This is a genomic window from Gordonia sp. L191 (assembly GCF_030077625.1).
In the GTDB taxonomy this organism is placed as follows: Bacteria; Actinomycetota; Actinomycetes; order Mycobacteriales; family Mycobacteriaceae; genus Gordonia; species Gordonia polyisoprenivorans_A.
This window is the reverse complement of sequence record NZ_CP125996.1, coordinates 4,722,141-4,738,001: the sequence shown is the minus strand read 5'-3', so window position 1 is coordinate 4,738,001 and position 15,861 is coordinate 4,722,141. Positions and strand designations below refer to the sequence as shown.

General features: G+C 61.8%; 12 protein-coding genes and 2 pseudogenes. 4 read left to right on the top strand and 10 right to left on the bottom strand.

What is annotated here, in order from left to right; all coding sequences use genetic code 11:
* Positions 1-38: 38 nt before the first annotated feature.
* Positions 39-710 (bottom strand): MspA family porin, encoded by a 672-nt coding sequence (locus QNM97_RS21380; protein WP_283820227.1) that lies wholly within the window; start codon positions 708-710, stop codon positions 39-41.
* A 378-nt stretch (positions 711-1,088) separates the two neighbouring features.
* Here QNM97_RS21380 and QNM97_RS21375 point away from each other — a divergent pair.
* A protein-coding gene (locus QNM97_RS21375; RefSeq protein ID WP_283820226.1) for an IS3 family transposase occupies positions 1,089-2,233 on the top strand; the annotation gives its coding sequence in 2 pieces (ribosomal slippage) (positions 1,089-1,356 and positions 1,356-2,233; 1,146 coding nt in all).
* Between the two features lie 612 nt (positions 2,234-2,845).
* Here QNM97_RS21375 and QNM97_RS21370 read toward each other — a convergent pair.
* The 6 genes from QNM97_RS21370 to QNM97_RS21345 all read right to left on the bottom strand — a co-directional run bounded on the left by QNM97_RS21370 (position 2,846) and on the right by QNM97_RS21345 (position 9,202).
* Positions 2,846-4,087 (bottom strand): IS256 family transposase, encoded by a 1,242-nt coding sequence (locus QNM97_RS21370; protein WP_283819767.1) that lies wholly within the window; start codon positions 4,085-4,087, stop codon positions 2,846-2,848.
* 854 nt (positions 4,088-4,941) lie between these two features.
* Positions 4,942-5,481: a hypothetical protein gene (locus QNM97_RS21365; RefSeq protein ID WP_283820225.1), complete on the bottom strand. Its 540-nt coding sequence runs from the start codon at positions 5,479-5,481 to the stop codon at positions 4,942-4,944.
* A 231-nt stretch (positions 5,482-5,712) separates the two neighbouring features.
* Positions 5,713-7,095, bottom strand: coding sequence for a hypothetical protein (locus tag QNM97_RS21360; RefSeq protein ID WP_283820224.1), 1,383 nt, complete (start codon positions 7,093-7,095; stop codon positions 5,713-5,715).
* A 19-nt stretch (positions 7,096-7,114) separates the two neighbouring features.
* Positions 7,115-8,385, bottom strand: a protein-coding gene (locus tag QNM97_RS21355) for an IS3 family transposase (RefSeq protein ID WP_283823278.1) whose coding sequence is annotated in 2 segments (ribosomal slippage) — positions 7,115-8,109 and positions 8,109-8,385 — 1,272 coding nt in all. Because the reading frame shifts where the segments join, the coding sequence is not laid out codon by codon here.
* Positions 8,357-8,947 (bottom strand): IS3 family transposase, encoded by a 591-nt coding sequence (locus tag QNM97_RS21350; protein WP_283820223.1) that lies wholly within the window; start codon positions 8,945-8,947, stop codon positions 8,357-8,359. Before QNM97_RS21350 ends, QNM97_RS21355 begins: the two co-directional genes overlap by 29 nt.
* A 36-nt stretch (positions 8,948-8,983) precedes the next feature.
* Positions 8,984-9,202 carry a transposase gene (locus QNM97_RS21345; protein ID WP_502875070.1) on the bottom strand — a complete coding sequence of 73 codons (219 nt, stop codon included), beginning with the start codon at positions 9,200-9,202 and terminating at the stop codon, positions 8,984-8,986.
* Between the two features lie 499 nt (positions 9,203-9,701).
* Here QNM97_RS21345 and QNM97_RS21340 point away from each other — a divergent pair.
* Both QNM97_RS21340 and QNM97_RS21335 read left to right on the top strand, forming a co-directional pair.
* Positions 9,702-9,836 (top strand): annotated as a pseudogene (locus QNM97_RS21340) (MspA family porin); the annotation flags it as partial.
* Positions 9,837-10,116: 280 nt separating this feature from the next.
* Positions 10,117-10,581: a hypothetical protein gene (locus tag QNM97_RS21335; RefSeq protein ID WP_283820222.1), complete on the top strand. Its 465-nt coding sequence runs from the start codon at positions 10,117-10,119 to the stop codon at positions 10,579-10,581.
* Positions 10,582-10,689: 108 nt separating this feature from the next.
* Here the strand turns inward: QNM97_RS21335 and QNM97_RS21330 are convergent, their stop codons facing one another.
* Both QNM97_RS21330 and QNM97_RS21325 read right to left on the bottom strand, forming a co-directional pair.
* The gene (locus QNM97_RS21330; protein WP_283820221.1) at positions 10,690-10,938 is read right to left on the bottom strand and encodes a hypothetical protein; all 249 of its coding nucleotides are present in this window, start codon (positions 10,936-10,938) and stop codon (positions 10,690-10,692) included.
* Positions 10,939-12,185: 1,247 nt separating this feature from the next.
* Positions 12,186-12,954, bottom strand: a pseudogene (locus tag QNM97_RS21325) (IS1380 family transposase); the annotation flags it as partial.
* A 46-nt stretch (positions 12,955-13,000) separates the two neighbouring features.
* Between QNM97_RS21325 and QNM97_RS21320 the strand changes: the two are divergent.
* Positions 13,001-14,285 (top strand): IS3 family transposase gene (locus tag QNM97_RS21320; protein ID WP_502874948.1). Its coding sequence is split into 2 segments (ribosomal slippage): positions 13,001-13,315 and positions 13,317-14,285, totalling 1,284 coding nucleotides; the frame shifts between segments, so codons are not numbered across the junction.
* A 232-nt stretch (positions 14,286-14,517) separates the two neighbouring features.
* Here the strand turns inward: QNM97_RS21320 and QNM97_RS21315 are convergent.
* On the bottom strand, positions 14,518-15,687 hold the full coding sequence (locus tag QNM97_RS21315; protein ID WP_283820220.1) for a lipase family protein: 1,170 nt from the start codon (positions 15,685-15,687) through the stop codon (positions 14,518-14,520).
* Positions 15,688-15,861: the final 174 nt, after the last annotated feature.

The window sequence follows — 15,861 nt, the reverse complement described above, 5'->3', positions numbered from 1 at the left end:
TGCCTCTGTTGCCTCGTTCATGATGTTCTCCCCCGCAGTCACAGGTAGTGGGGTTGTCCGTAGACGTTGATGGTGTTGTCGTTGAGTGCGGTGGAGACGGCGACGGTGACGTAGGCGCGCACCGCGACTGGTCCCAGGCAGCCGTCGACTTTGACGTGCACCCCGTCGGCGGTGATGCCGGCTTTCCCGGTCTGCATCTTCTTCGACCCGAACGGAATGTCGGCGATCGTGCCCGGCCGCAACGTGGTCGCAATGTTCGGGGTGACCGTCGCCCCGATCGTGACTGCCGGCGGGTAGGACACGTTGAGGTTGGCTGACGGGCCACCCGATACTCCGACCGTGACACCGGAGGTCACATCGGTATTGCAGCCGATCTGAAACCCGGCCGCGACGGTCCCGGACTGGATCGGCACCGCCCCGGTACCGCCGATCGCCGCTTCGCCCTTCAAGGACAGGAATCCTTCACGGGTCCAGCTGGATTGGTTGAGCGGCGGCACGCTGCGCACCTGCTCCTGCGATTTGATCGCGGTGACCCGCCAGCCGTCATCGGTGACCTTGGAAGCCTGACGATCAGCAAAAGTATTCGGCGAGGCCCCGGCAAAGCCGACGCCGGCTACCGACGCGGCGACTGCCAGCAGCAGACCGGCACCGCCGACCGCCGCTCGAATCGCTGGCCGCCGAGCCGCGCGCGACCTATCCCCCACCCTCATCTGTTCTCCCCTGACCCGATCCAATATCTCGCGCCGCAAATAGGCGATGTCCGATAGTGGATTCTAATGTTTGACACAGCAAACCATGACGGAGGCTGTTCGGCAAGCTAATCAGAGGGTGACGATTCCCCATCGCGGGAGAACTACCTGGTCAGTGCCGTAGTGGCAGGCTGGTGGCCCATCGCAGATTCCCCCAAAACGGGGACTGGAATGAGGGTGTTGAATGAGGTGATTGTGAGGTGCCCAGGCGATCCATCGAGTCTCAACTACTGATCGCTCCAAACACGCGATTCCGGGTGGCGTGTCCCCCGTGAACCGGTCCGGGCTGTTCTAGAGTCCTGATTGCCCTGATGAGGGCACGAAGGGACGATAGGGATCATGGCAGGACGGAAGCGGCACTCGGCCGAGGACATCGTGCGCAAGTTGCGCCGGGCCGATGAGTTGGCGGCGGAGGGAAAGACCGGCGAGGAGATCGCCGCCGACCTCGAGGTGTCGGCCGCCACGTTGTACAACTGGCGCCGCCAGTACGGCGGCATGGACGCTGATGCCGCCAAAGAGCTCAAAGAGCTGCGTGAGCAGAACAGCCGGCTCAAGCGACTGCTCGCCGATGCGGAGTTGGAGAAGGACGCACTGCGGGAGATCGCGAAGGGAAAATTCTGAGCCCGACCGCCAAACGCGCCGCCATCGACATGCTCAAAGACGTGATGAACATGTCAGAACGTAAGGCGTGCAGGGTGGTTGGGCTCGCCCGCTCGGCCTATCGCCAGTTACCGCAGGCGCAGACCCCGGCTGATCCGGACGCCGGCCTGCGGGAGCAGCTACGGACTTACGCCCGCAAGAACCCACGCCACGGGTTCCGTCGGGCCTGGGCGTGGCTGCGGTTCGATGAGGGCGACACGGTGAACAAGAAGAAGGTGCACCGGCTGTGGAAGGAGGAAGGTCTGCAAGTGCGTCGGGCACCGCGACGTAAACGGGCTGGCCAATCGTCGGTGCCGATCGTGGTCGCGGATGCACCGGAGGTGGTGTGGGCATTGGACTTTCAGTTCGACTCCACCGTCGACGGACACAAGATCAAGATCGCGTCGATGGTCGATGAGCACACCCGCATGTCGTTGCTGAACATCGTGGACCGCTCGATTCCCGCCGAACGCCTGATCGAGGAGTTGGAGAAGACGTTCGCGATCTGGGATGGCCCGCCGATGGTGCTGCGCATGGATAACGGGCCTGAGTTCATCTCCGAGGCCCTCCAAGCGTTCTGTGCTGGTTCGGTCGGGATTTCCTACATCCCGCCGGGCACGCCGTGGAACAACGGGTTCATCGAGTCGTTCAACAACCGGTTGCGCGACGAGTGTTTGAACCGCAACTACTGGCCCACCCAACTCGAGGCCCGCGTGGTCATCGAGGACTTCAAGGACGACCACAATCACCGACACCGGCATTCGGCACTGGGCTACAAGACCCCGGCCGAGTACGCTGCCGGATGCACCCACCAACATCACCCCGTGGGCTGCGAGATCGACTGATCGACTGCAAGTAGCAACTGGCTCTAGAACTGCCTGGACCGGTTATCGGGGACCTGCCACGGGGGCCGCGGAGTGAAGGAAGTAGTCGGTCACCTGTGTGTTCTTAGGGATTGCCGAGCCCCTTCCGTGCCCACGCTGACCTCTGAGTTCTGTTAATCGTTACCGGGCCTGGGGTCTGGTTCGAGGTCGGGCTGCCATCGGACGGAGAGTATGTCCTCGAGTTCTTCTGGGGCTAGGCCGGTGCCAGCTTTCGATAGATGAATTTGGGATAGTGTTCGACTGCTTCCTGCTCGGTAGACAATAGTGAGCTCAGAACCCGTGTCTGACCGTTCTGGACCACTGATCTCCAGGTCAACAACGTCGCTCCAGGCAACTTTTTTGGGCTTTCGTAGTCCGTGTTGGACCACGACATGTTCGTCGTCAATGTGCATTGCCATTAAGGAATGGTGGGGAGAAAAAATAATGATGATGAATCCAAGTAGGGTTGCACCTCCGAAAAAGGCTGTCCCTATGATGCCGGAGACTAGCCATGGAGTTCGATAGTGCCCCGTGGAGTGGTGGACTTCGGATACGCGTGGACTCACGCGTAGTGATCAACGAGTCAGGTGAATGCTAGGCGTTTTGGTGGGATTGTTCCAGTGCTGTCGCGGCGGCGTGTTGCTTGGTGGTGAGGACATTCTTGAGTTCGACCATCGACACGTCCGACAGGTAGCGGCGGGTGACTTGCCATTCGTCGTGGGCCTCGATCACCACCGCGGTCGCTAACCGCAGAAACGCCGCCGAGTTGGGGAAGATTTCCACAACATCAGCCCGGCGCTTGATCTCCTTATTGAGACGCTCGATCGGATTGTTCGACCAAATCTTCTGCCAGTGCGCCTTGGGAAACGCACTGAACGCCAACACATCCGGCTTGGCTTCCTGCATCATCGCCGCCACCTTCGGAAACGACGCCTTCAGGGTGTCGGCCACCTGGTCCCACTGAGCGGCGATGGCCTCGGGTTCGGTATGCGCGAAGATCGTCTTGACCGCCGCGGTCACCACCGGCGCCTGTTTCGCCGAGACCGCCCCGTGCAGGTTGCGCATGAAATGCACCCGGCACCGCTGCCACGAAGCGTTCGTGAATTGTTGTGCTGCAGCAGCTTTCAAACCAGCATGGGCATCGGAGATCACCAACGCCACTCCCGACAGGCCACGCGCTTTCAACGAAGCGAAGAACTCCCGCCAAAACTCGTAGGACTCCGAATCACCGACGGCGGTACCGAGCACCTCCCGGGAACCGTCCATCGACACCCCGGTGGCCACCACCAGTGCCTGAGAGACCACGTGCGCCCCCACCCGGACCTTGCAGTAGGTCGCATCAGCGAACACGTACGGAAATGTCGTATGAGACAGGGAGCGTTCCCGGAACCGCTTGATCTCCACATCGAGGTCGCCACAGATACGGGAGACTTCGGATTTGGAGATCCCGGTGTCCACCCCGAGGGCTTTGACCAGGTCATCGACGTTGCGGGTGGATACCCCGTGCACGTAGGCCTCCATGATCACCGCATGCAGGGCCTTGTCGATGCGGCGGCGGCGTTCGAGCAGCACCGGGAAGAACGATCCCGCCCGCAGTTTGGGGATCTTCACCGACACATCACCGGCCGGGGTCGACACCGTCTTGGAGCGGTGGCCGTTGCGGTGGGTGGAGCGTTCCGCGGAACGCTCATAGCGGCCGGCGCCGATCTTCTCGCATGCCTCAGCCTCGATCAGAGCTTGCAGGCCGGCGCGCGCAAGTTCGGCGAACACCGCGCCGGAATCGGCGGAGGTGAGTGCATCAAGCTGGGCGAGCAGGGCAGAATGGTCGTGGGTCATCGCGTATCTGTGTCCTTCTGTGAGTCACTTTGGTCGGTAACTCATTGACCAGTACGCGATGGCCCACCCCAACCCTGTACGACACGCCGCAACAGGGCGTCCTGCCGTGGCTGACGTCAGGCCCGAAACCCCACCACTCCAGGGGACTCACCCTGGAGTTCCGGAGGTGTGGGCCAGGGGCACGTCTCCTACGAGAGATTCTTTGTCTCCGAAGGCAAGCCACAAAGCCGCTGACGTCATCGCCGTGCCCACGGCTAATCCTGATATCACGAGGCGTGCTGGTGTCTTGAGTGTCCACGTGTCGTCGAACGCCGCGGAGGTGTCGACCTCGCCGCGGAACGCCAATAGTGCCAAGCCGAGGCCACCCAGGATCGCAGCGATCAGAAGCAGCAACGAGGACTCCTCTTCATCATCCGGGACACCCCTAGCCGAATAGCGTGTTCCACATCTTTCGAGCCCCTGCGCCGATGTTGCGGCCGTAAGTGAACCGCCCGGCGGGTTAGCTGCCGGGATTGCCCTCGCAGGCTTCGAGCAAACGTGGTCTGTTGAGGACGCCGCAGACGTGTGGGAAGTGCTGAACTGGATGAGTGACAACCCTCCACCGCAACGTGAAGGATGGGTAGTCCAGTACAGAAAACTCTCCGTACTGAAGCCGAGGCTTCCTTTGGAAAAGGGCGAATCAGACGCCGTCCTTTTGTGGAAACAATCGTTCGAGCGTCGGTAAGTAGGCAACACCAAACACCGTGGTGACGCTAGATCTGCACTATCAGAGAAACAGCACTCCGATCAATAGGCCGCCAACGAAACCAAGGGCTGGGTAGACGATTAGCCAGCCTATCCATCCAGTGAGGGCTCTACGGAGTGGTGACACTACCCCAGCGTCCTTTGCGGGACAGCACATTCAATTCGATCGTGCTGATATCTGGTTCAAGCGCCTTCCATTCCTTTATCGGGGCTGTTGAAGTGATTACAGTCAACCCCGATCTGCTCGCGCTTTGCAGGGGATACGTATGATGGACCCTGCGGACTGCCAGTGTGAGGCCTTCGTGATTGAATGCCCCTTCATCGACGCTGAGTAGGCCGTCGTCAGATACATGGTGGCCAAAGACAACGCTGCGATACAGTGACGCAATATCTTTGTCGGTCGCAATTGACGACAAGCTCAGGGTTTCATACGAATCGAAGTCAAAGTACTGGATAACTATATTCGGAACAAACTCACCCTTCGGCGCGGGGTGAAGAAACATCGTACTCGCCATCACAGAATGCGCCTCAGAGGAGCCCGCTTCACGCCACTCTGTAGGAACGGCAACCTTGGCCGTCTCGGACGGAGCGCGAAGCCTAGCCACACTTCGCGACCCGCGAATCACCTGCTCTACGGCTATAAGGCTCATACGAACTCCTGTGACAATGACCTAGTGAAGAGAACTACCGATAATGAGACCAGCCATAATGGCGGTAGCGGTAGGGATCGAGTACAGCTGAAGAATGAAAGTATTAGTGGACGGCCGAAAAAATTCTGAGAACGTGTACAGCGGCTGCACGGATGACCGATGTGACGTGGGCTTTTTCCTATTTCGTTGCCGGTGTCGAATCATTCGATGCACTAGGTTCTCCTCTTACTGTTAGTCAAACAGTCCCTTGATCCACCGGGCAGCGTCCGCGCCGGCCTGACTTCCGACCGCAGCACCGATACCTGCACCAACAGCTGTGCCGATGGGGCCAGCGAAGGTTCCGATTGCCGCTCCGGCCGCCGCGCCGCCCAGCGTACCCCCGGCTAGCGAGCCGACGATGCCGGCTGCTGCGTCACCGCCGTCTTCCTCGTCGCGAGAGTATTTGCCCCACTCATCAGCGACGGTGAGCGCGGTTCCCAGTACGAAGGAGCCTCGGCCAAGCACCTTACCAGCGGCCCCGATACGCGCGATATCGTCGCCGCCGAGTCCTGCTGTGTTAATGGAATGCGACCGCCCTGGCTGCCGGAATGCGTCCGCAAGATCGTTGCCCCGTTGCTGGGCGGCGCCAATGGCTGCGGTGACTGCTGGGCCGTTGAGATCCAGTGGTTCTCCGGTGGCCGGATTGGTGAACAATGACGAAGCGCCGCCCTCGTCACCGGTGGCGGATTGTTCGGTCCCTGCGATGTTGATGGTGTAGGTGGTGCCGTCGGGGTTGGTGCCGGTGTATTGGGTTTGTCCGGTGAGGGGGTGGGTGATGGTGGTGGCGGGTTGTCCGGTGACGGGGTCGGTGCCGGTGTTGACGATGAGTCCTTGTTCGCGCAGTCCGGTGCGGGTTTGCGCGCCTTGTGCGGTTTGTTGCGCTTCGGGGCTGGTGTAGGGACCCATGCTGGTGGCGGCAGTGAGTTGATCGGTGAACGCTTGGGCTAGATCGTTACCGGTGGCGCGCACACTGAACTGAGCACCGGTGGTGGGGTCGGTGTAGACGTTGATCGGATTGCCGTCATCATCGACGGTGGCAGTGACCGCATAGCCCTGCTCGCGTGCACTGATGCGTTGCTGAGCGCCAGCGACGACTGGATTGGTGGTGGCATCGGACGGTCCCTGACTGGCAACGATCTGCCGGTCGGCGGCGTCTTGGCCTTGCGAGTCCGACACCGCCTGCTGGGTGGCTGGCGACATCCCGGTCGGTACCTGTGCGGTATCTCCGGTGGTGGGGTCGGTGACGTTGGCGACCGGGGTGCCGCTATCGGTGGCGCCTGAGGTGACCGCCAACCCTTGGTCGCGGAGGGCTTGGCGTTGCTGGGCGGCGTCGCGACCGGAGACTTCGGGGCCTTGGGTGTTGGCGGTCATCTGGTCCCACTGGCTCTGCGAGTTCGACGCCGCCACCGCTTGCTGGGTTTGCGGGGATTGCCCGGTGGCGACCTGCCCACTTTCTCCGGTAACCGGATCAGTGACGTTGGCGACCGGGGTTCCGTTCGAGGAGGTCCCCGAGGTCACATCCAAGCCTTCTTGCCGCAATGCTTGGCGTTGCTGGGCGCCGTCACGTTGATCCACCCCGGCTTTTCCGGAGACCTCAGGTTGTGAGTGCCCCCTCCGGATTGGGGGTGCGCATGTGATCGTAATGGAGTCGCTCAGCGTGGTCGGGGGTGAGGTCGTCGCAGTAACTGTGTGGGCGTTCACGGTTGTAGAACGCCACCCATTCGGCCGTGCCCAGTGACAGTTCGGTCGCGCCGTGAAATCGCGGCTGGTTGTCGACGAGTTCGTTCTTGTAGTCAGAGTTCACCGACTCCGCGAGCGCGTTGTCGTAGCTATCCCCAACGCTGCCAATAGAAGCCGCGATGCCTTCCTCGGCCAACCGCTGCCCGAACACAATCGCTGTGTACTGCGATCCCGCGTCTGAATGGTGTATGAGTCTCGTTAAATCAACTACACCGCAACGCTTTCGGTTGTCTATCGCGTTGTTGATGGCATCGGTAACCAGGTTCACTGTCATTTCCGAGGCCACTTTCCAGCCGACAATCTTGCGGGCGAACACATCGATAACGAACGCCGTGTACGCCCACCCCGACTCGGTGCGGCAGTAGGTAAAATCGGCTACCCACAAACGATTTGGTGCCGCAGCATAGAACTGTCTGTCGACCAGATCCGCCGGCCGCGACGCTGCCGCATCAGGGATGGTCGTACGCACTCGCTTCTTCTTACTCCCGCCATGCCATCCCATGTCCCGCATCACTCGTTCAACAGTGCATCGAGCAACATCAATACCACTGCTGCGCAATACTATCCATGTCTTGCGTGAACCCAGAACCCGCATCAGCGGTCGCTTCCGGCGCAAAGCGAAGATCGCATCGATGACCTGCGCATCGGCGAACATGCGGGCGCTCGGCCCGCGGTTGATGTGATCATAGTAAGTGGACTTGGCGATGTGGATACCATGCTCGCAGAGCACGGCGCACATCGAATCGACGCCCCAGACAAGGCCACCCGCACCCACCTGGTGTCCCTGGTGAGTGCGGATGAACTCCACAATTAGCGGTGTGGCCGGTCGATCTCGGCCGCGAAGAAAGCCGACGCCGCCTTCAGGATCCCGTTCGCTCGTTTGAGCTCGGCCACCTCGCGCTTGAGTCGTCGAACCTCCTCGCTATCGGCCTTGGCTGGCGCGCTCGCGGCGCCCGACGGCGCCTTGCGCACCCACTGGCGAACCGTCTCCGCCGAGCCGACTCCGAGCAAATCCGCAGTCTTGCCCATCGCCGCCCACTCGGTGGACCCCTGAGCCACCAACTGCTCGACCATGTCCACCGCGTCGCGCTTCAACTCATCCGAGTATCGCTTCGATCCTGCCACTGCCATAGGTTTCATTCTCCCTTGAGACGAACCCTCCGGAAACACCGGGACGGATCACCACGGCGGCCTCGATGAGCTCAGTACGCATGTGATCGGCCAGCGACCAGCCCAGCACGCGCCGCGAGTGCTCATCGCGGATCGCACACAGGTACGCATCCCCCTCACCGCAGGTCAGATAGGTGATATCCGAGGTCCAGACAGCATCAAGACGGCCCTGATCAAAGACCCGCCCCACCCGGTCGGGTGGGAACGACGCCGTCGGATCGACCACGGTCGTCTTGACCTTGAAGGTGCGGGGGCTGATGCCCTCGATACCCATCTCGGCCATGATCTTGGCGACGGTATTCTCCGAGACCGACGCGCCCTCGTCGTGCAAGTCGGCGGTGATCCGCAGGGGAGCCGTAGGTGCGTTGCGATCTCTTCCAGTGAGCCACAATCTTGACTTCGAGATCACGGCGACGCTGCTGTCGTGCGGTGAGTTCGCCACGCTGCTGACGACCCGCCCACGCATAGTATCCCGAGCGTGAAACCCCCAGCAGTTCAACAAGAGCAGTGATGTCATTGCCGGCGCACTCCGCGGCGATGAGTTCATAACAGCTCACCGGTGTTGCTGTGCCGCAAAGTACGCCGAGACTTTTTTCAGGAACGCAATGTCGCGGTCCTTCTCGGCGGCCTCGGCACGTAACCGCACCAACTCCGCGCGCTCACCGGCACTGAGCTCACCATCGGGCGGAGCTGCCCGCCCCTCGGTGATCACTCCGTCGCGAATGCGTTCGGCGCGAACCCATTTGCCCAGCAGATTCTCATGCACGTTCAACTCACGAGCGACCTCAGAAATCGGGCGGCCGCCATCAATCACCCGACGAGCAGCCTCCGCCTTGAACTCAGGCGTAAACGACCGACGCGTCCTCGACACAGTGACATCCTTCCAGCAGGGCCCATAGCCCCACTATCTCGGGTGTCCACTCAAACTGGGGAACCTCACTCAACGCCAAGATCCGACAATTCATCACCGGCTGGAACAACCTCAAACATCCATTCGTCTGGACCAAAACCGCCGACGACATTCTCACCACGGCCAACCGTCAACCAATTTCAGAAACGAACCACTAGATTCGGCAGCTGTTTCACCTCGTCGAGCCACTCTGCGTTACCGGTCAGGTTCTGCGACCACGCACACAGCTGAGTATCGACGGCGTGGCGCACCGCTACTTCGGCGATACCTAGAACTTCACTTAGAGCGGCGGCCATCCGGACGTTCCAGACGTAGAGTTCAAGTACTTCGTCGTCGGTCGAGCACTGCGAACGGTAGTGCACCAATCAAACGCGCCCACGTCTCTGTTGACGGCTGCCTGGGTCCCACCACCGTGCGGGTGATCGCCCGGTTCTCGGTATCCACCCCCACCGCCGACGACACACTGAACGTGTACAGCGCCCGCACCTGGCTCTAACAGCCGCGGCACTGATCGACACCCCTCTGACTTTTCCTGCTGAAGGACACCGTTGTGATGCCTCCTATCCACATTCAGCCGTCGCAAAGTCGGCGGCCACTGCACCTGGTGATCGGTGTGCTCGTCCTCGCGCTCCTCGCAGTCATGGTTGCGCTGACCACCTCGACGCCACCTGCCGGTGCCGAAACACCTGCCGAACGCTGCGCCCGCGAAACCGCCGCGTACAACCACAAATCTCTATCCCGCTCCCGAGGGTGCTGACCTACAGCCTCGGCCGGCGATGATCGCCAACCCCCGCACCCTCGTCGGGGGAGTGGCCGTCATCGCCGCAACCACCGGCCTCGGCGCGTGGCTACTGACCTGGTGCACCAACACCCTCGTGCTCGACCGCCTCGCCGCCACCCCAGCCGCCACCGGCTGGTCGCGGCCACCATTCGACACCTCACTGATCGTCGGCTACGCGGTCCTCGGCGTCCTCGCCGCCGCAGCACTGCTACTGGGACTGTTCGCGATCGTCGACCCGCCCCGGCTCTACTACCGGTGGACCGCCACCCTGCTCGTACTGCTGTTCGGCGTTCTGATCTACTCCGCCGAGATCACCGCCGACGCGAACTGGCGACACGCCCTCGCTCCACTGCTGATCACAGTGGTCCTCGCCACCGCGACCATCACCGCTGTCGGGGCGGTCGGCTCAGCCAAAGCTGCCACATTGCGCACCCTCAGCGAACGATCCCAGCATGTGTAGTGGCGTAGTTGTCCGTCACCAGGTGCAGTTCCTGTTGCGCATCGTCGGTGACTCCGCCGCGCGCGCTTCAATTCAGCCGAGTACCGCTTCGATCCCGCCGGGAGGGGATCAGGCGCTGCCGGTGGAGAGTCTGTGTACACACACCTGGCACAGGCGCCGCCAGGTGTCTTCGTCGATTCCCGCGAAGGAATCGTAGGTAGCCAGGATATGTCGTAGCCGTTCGAAGTAAGCGAGCTCCGAAATGCCGAACGTCACGAAGATCTCGTCGCTGCTGCCGCCGCCGAACGAAGCCCACTGCACCGCGAACGCGACTATTTCGTCATGGTCCTCGTGTTCGGAATTTTCGCGCTTCACCACCTGCGCATGATCGCGCAGTCACACTGTGTCGAAGGTACTTTTGGAGGATCTGCGAATATTTTCCGCTATTGTTCACAGTCACGCAACAGTGGTCCGGCTGACGCCAGCGGCGAGTCGAAGCCGCTCCGAGCGAGGTATCCGGCCCAGCGGCTCACCGTCACGGATCTCGCGCCCGAAGCGGTGGAGGCACTCGAAGAACTCGCTGAGGTAGTTCAGTGCACGCAGTCCGGTCACTCTGCCGGCGGGCCGCGTTGATCAATCACATAAGCGACGCCGTCATCTCAGTGTCGAATGACATGTGCGGTCCACTACCGACGGTGATCCACGAAACGGGGCAGACCACCGTATTCACCTTCCCGGATCGCCGTGACGATGCCTACCAGGTCCGCGCGACGCTGCGCGTCCGGTGGGAAGACGACCCCGACACCGGCCTGAGTACCGCGTGGTGGGCCGAATTCACCAGACCGACATGCCGTCTCGACGGAGAACTCGGTGGGCTGGTCCCCCTGAAAATGGTTCAAGACGTCGTGGCCCAATGTCACGGCGTGTCTGAGCCACCGGCATCGATAGGCTCTCACTAGAGGTACCCGCATAAAGACCCCGACCTCTAACTGTGCTGCCTCATGAGGTTGGTGCCTCGACGTCGCCGCTGTACAGGACTAAAGTCCTGACCTCGGAAGGTAAGAGGTCCCTATAGGCAGTGGGTATTTGGTCCTGCATGCGCGGAGTTCCTCCATTGCCAGTTGCGGTCAGCACCGATCAGATTCAGCATTGTTGAGGGCTCATAGCCAAATGGTCTGCAAAGCACTTGGGGGACTACATGACTGCTGCCGTATTGTGCGTTGTGGCGGTATGGCTTGGCCTCTCGGTTAGCCTGAGCCTTCTGATAGGTAAGGTCATCAGACGTGCAGACCAACTCGAAAGAAGATCACCCACTACGCTCACGAGAAGCCACAACCCGACCGCCTTGAAGATCGTGCACGCCACCCGGGCCGCGGGCGAGTATGGACGGTCTCAAAATGGTCCTCCTTGATGCCGCGAAAAGCACGGAACAGCGGGACGAATCGCAGTCCGTTGCTCAGGCACTAGTCCACTTAGCCTCGATCCACCGATCAGCTTTGTGGCGTGCTGTGAAAGGTGTTGAGCACGTTCGGCCGGCAGTGGGTGTGTGAGAGTCACCGATCTCTGATGTCGGCGTGTTTCACTGGGTTTCGTGTCGGGGCCGAGTTCTGGCCGGTGGCTAGGGATCAGGCTGGGTGTTGTCGTCCGATCGTGCTGCTGAACAACAGGTTCCACTCGTGTTTCCACGGCCACCTGGCCGGTAGGTGCATGGTGACGCGCCGCGCTGAGGACGCGGTGCGCGCAGGTATGCAGATCAGGGTGCGCCGGACCGTGGACGTGGTGGCTTTGGCCAGACGCCCGCCGCCGAGGGTCGCGGCGGCACGAGTCAGGTTGAACGCGATGACCGCGCAGACCAGCCAGGCGGCGTTCGCGCAGAACTTTCCCGACGGCAGATGAGCCAGCGCGGATGCCTTCAGGTCGGCGTGGACCTGTTCGATGATCGCGTGTCCGCGATGAACCTTGTCGGCGGTGACGGTGTCGAGATCGCTGGTGGTGAAGAACGCATGAAACCGCCACACCTCGAACAACCCGTCCCCGTCGGGTGCGAAGTCGGGGATACGGCGAACCACCAGCCGCCCGGGAATCTGCAGGCGCTTGGCTTTGGAGGTGAACGCGGTGAATGGTATTTCGGCGACCTCGGTACGTGAGACCCACTGCCCGGAGTCCTCGTCGAGAATCGCGTCGGTGTACTCAATTTTCGTCCACGCATCGGGCCGCGATCTCACTGATCGCCGCACGTATCCGCGGGTCTTGGCGCACGGTGACTGATACCTGGGCGCCGGCACCGATTGCGGTACTGACAGCACGGTGGCCGTAGAACGCTGAATCCGCCCGCACCAGCACCGGCCCCGACGCGTCAGCCGACCGCAGACGCCGCACGCTTGTCAGTGAATCGCCCCGGGTTTGTCGGAGGCTCTCGAACCTGTGAAGGATGGAGAGCATGGCAGCGCCACGCAAGTACAGTGAGGAACTCAAGGAGCGGGCTACCCGGATGGCGGTGGAAGCGCGACGGGATCCGGAGTCCTCGCGCGGCGCGGTCAAGCGGATTGCCGATCAGCTTGGGGTGCATCCCGAGGCGTTACGGACCTGGGTTCGTCAGTCCGAGTTCGACGGCGGTGTGCGTGCGGGCACCACGAGCAGCGACGCTGAACGCATCGCACAGTTGGAGCGGGAGAACCGCGAGTTGCGTCGGGCGAACACGATCGTGAAGCAGGCGTCGGCTTTTTTCGCCGCGGAGATCGACCGCCCACAGCGTTGATCGTGCGTGTTCGTCGCCGCTTCTCGCGATGAACACGCCAGTCGATCCGATCTGCGCGGCCCTGCGCGACACGGCCGCCCAGATCGCTGCGTCCACGGTACGAGCCCACCTGAGTGCGAACAAGACCGAGGCGCCACGCACGGTGCGTGACCGGGAGGTGCTCGGCGAGATCCGCACGGTGCACGCCGACAATCTCGGCGTCTACGGTGTCCGCAAGGTCTACGCCGAACTACGCAGAAAGGATATCGACGTGGCGCGCTGCACCGTCGAACGATTGATGAAAGCCGATGGACTGCAAGGGATACCGAGGTTGAAGACACGCAGGACCACCCGCAGCGATGGCGCCGAAACCCCGCAACCGGCCGACCGAGTCGGCCGGCAGTTCACCGCCGAGGCGCCGAACACCTTGTGGGTGGCGGACCTGACCTACATCCGCACCCACTCCGGTTGGGTGTACGCGGCGTTCATCCTCGACGTGTACTCGCGCGTGGTCGTCGGCTGGCAGGTCTCGACCACGATGCACACCGACCTCGCATTGGACGCCTTAGATATGGGATTGTGGGCGCGTGATCGTGCCGGCCAGGATGTGGCCGGGTTGATTCATCACTCCGACCGTGGAGTGCAGTATCGAGCGATTCGTTACACCGAGCGTCTCGCCGAAGCTGATGCGGTGACTTCGGTTGGTTCCAAGGGTGATTCGTATGACAACGCGATGGCTGAGGCGTTCAACTCGTTGTTCAAGGCGGAATGTATCCGCAACCCGATCATGCGCCCGAAGGGCGGGTGGGGCGGTGTCGGCGAGGTCGAGATCGCGGTCGCGGAGTACATCGAGTGGTTCAACCACCGCCGTCTGCACGGCGAGATCGGGCATGTTCCACCCGTCGAGTACGAGGCCGCCTACTGGGCGGCCCACACGGTCACCAGCTACCGTGAGAACCCGGTCCCAGCAGAGGCCGGAACCAACTAACCGAGCCTCCAGCAAACCCGGGGCGATTCAGCTGAGCAGAATTGCCCGGAACCGCTATGGCGGGAGACGATGCGTTGGGGGTTGACCGGCTCTTCGAGGTTGGGCGGGCAGTGCCCAACCTCGAAGAGCCCCGTGCCGACATTCTTCTGGCGAGATCACGGTCTCCCCAGATCCAAGGACGGTTCACACAGACAATGCAGTGATCCGAACCCTCAGCACACTGGTATTTCGGTCACAGTGACGTGCAGGAGCCACTGGCAATCGGCCGATTGGCCAGTCTGTCATCGATCCAGGCCAACGCCTCGGCGGTGACGGGTAGGAACGGCAGGAGGTGGCCGATGGCCAGGCTCGGCAGAACATCGGGTATCCATCGCGTCGAGCGGTACTCGACTCGCGCTCCCTTGGCACACCAGTCGCGTGCGAGTTGGCGAACCTGCCCGGCAGGAATCACATCGTCGTTGCTGCCGCTTGCGACGAGTACCGGGGCCATCGGCCGTAGGGTGCCAATGCGCTGCTCTTCGGTTCGCTTGCGGAAGTGTGGATTACGCGCGAGCAGTTCCGCTGCTGATTGGCCGCCGACCAAGTAGTCCGAAATGGATCGGTAGAGGGTTCGCATGACATTCTCGGGTACGCATGTCCGTGCAACCTCACGCCTCATCTGCTGGCCCTGGGGCGTGAGGAATCGGTCAATCTCAGCACGGGTGTCCGGGTAGTCGGCGTAAACCCCATTGATGTAGTAACCAACCAGACCCACTCCTACCCCGCCTGGTCGTTGATTGCGAAACGGTCCGGCAACCACGGCCGGTGCGGTGAACATTGTCGCGATGAGGTCGGCCGGCGGGGCGCCGCTGTAGGTGCCACGGATCGGTAGTTCGGGAGCATAAGCCGCCTGCGATTCAGCGGCTGCAGCGGCCGCGCCACCACCCTGGGAATAGCCGAACACGATCGTTGGTGTTGCCGGCGTAACCTCCGAGTGCGGAAGGCGCTGTGCTGCTCGAATCGAATCCAAAACAGCGTGCGCCTCAGCAAGACGATTGACGTAGTCGTGCATCGCCGGTGTTCCGAGCCCGGCGTAGTCAGTGACCACCACCGACATCCCGCGTGCCAGCAGCGGATAGATTGACAGAACCTCGTACTCCGCCATCAGGTCGAGTGGGAAGTTGTAGTGGATGAGTTGACCCAGCAATTTTGACGGTGCGCACTGGTCACCCTGACCCTGGGTGCCGACGGCGACAGCAACGACTGGCCGAGGTCCAGGGCCGTGCCAGGCCTGACTCGACTTGATAAATGTTCCGGTTACCGCATTCGGACGCCCGTTTGCGTCTGTGCTGCGGTACATCACCTTCGTCGCGGTTCCCGGAATCTGTCCTGCGCCCTGTGGCAGCGCCAGTGCCAGTGTCATCGGGGCGGAACGGATCACGTCTCCTGGCCTACCACCGGACAGCGGGACCGGCGGCGAATAGAAAGATGCAGTCGAATCCTGCGCCCCGGGGGCGGCTGGGGCATTGCCGGACCAAGTCGCGCTCGGAGCCATCGCTGCGATCAGGGCAATGATAGGCGACAGACAGAAGATGGT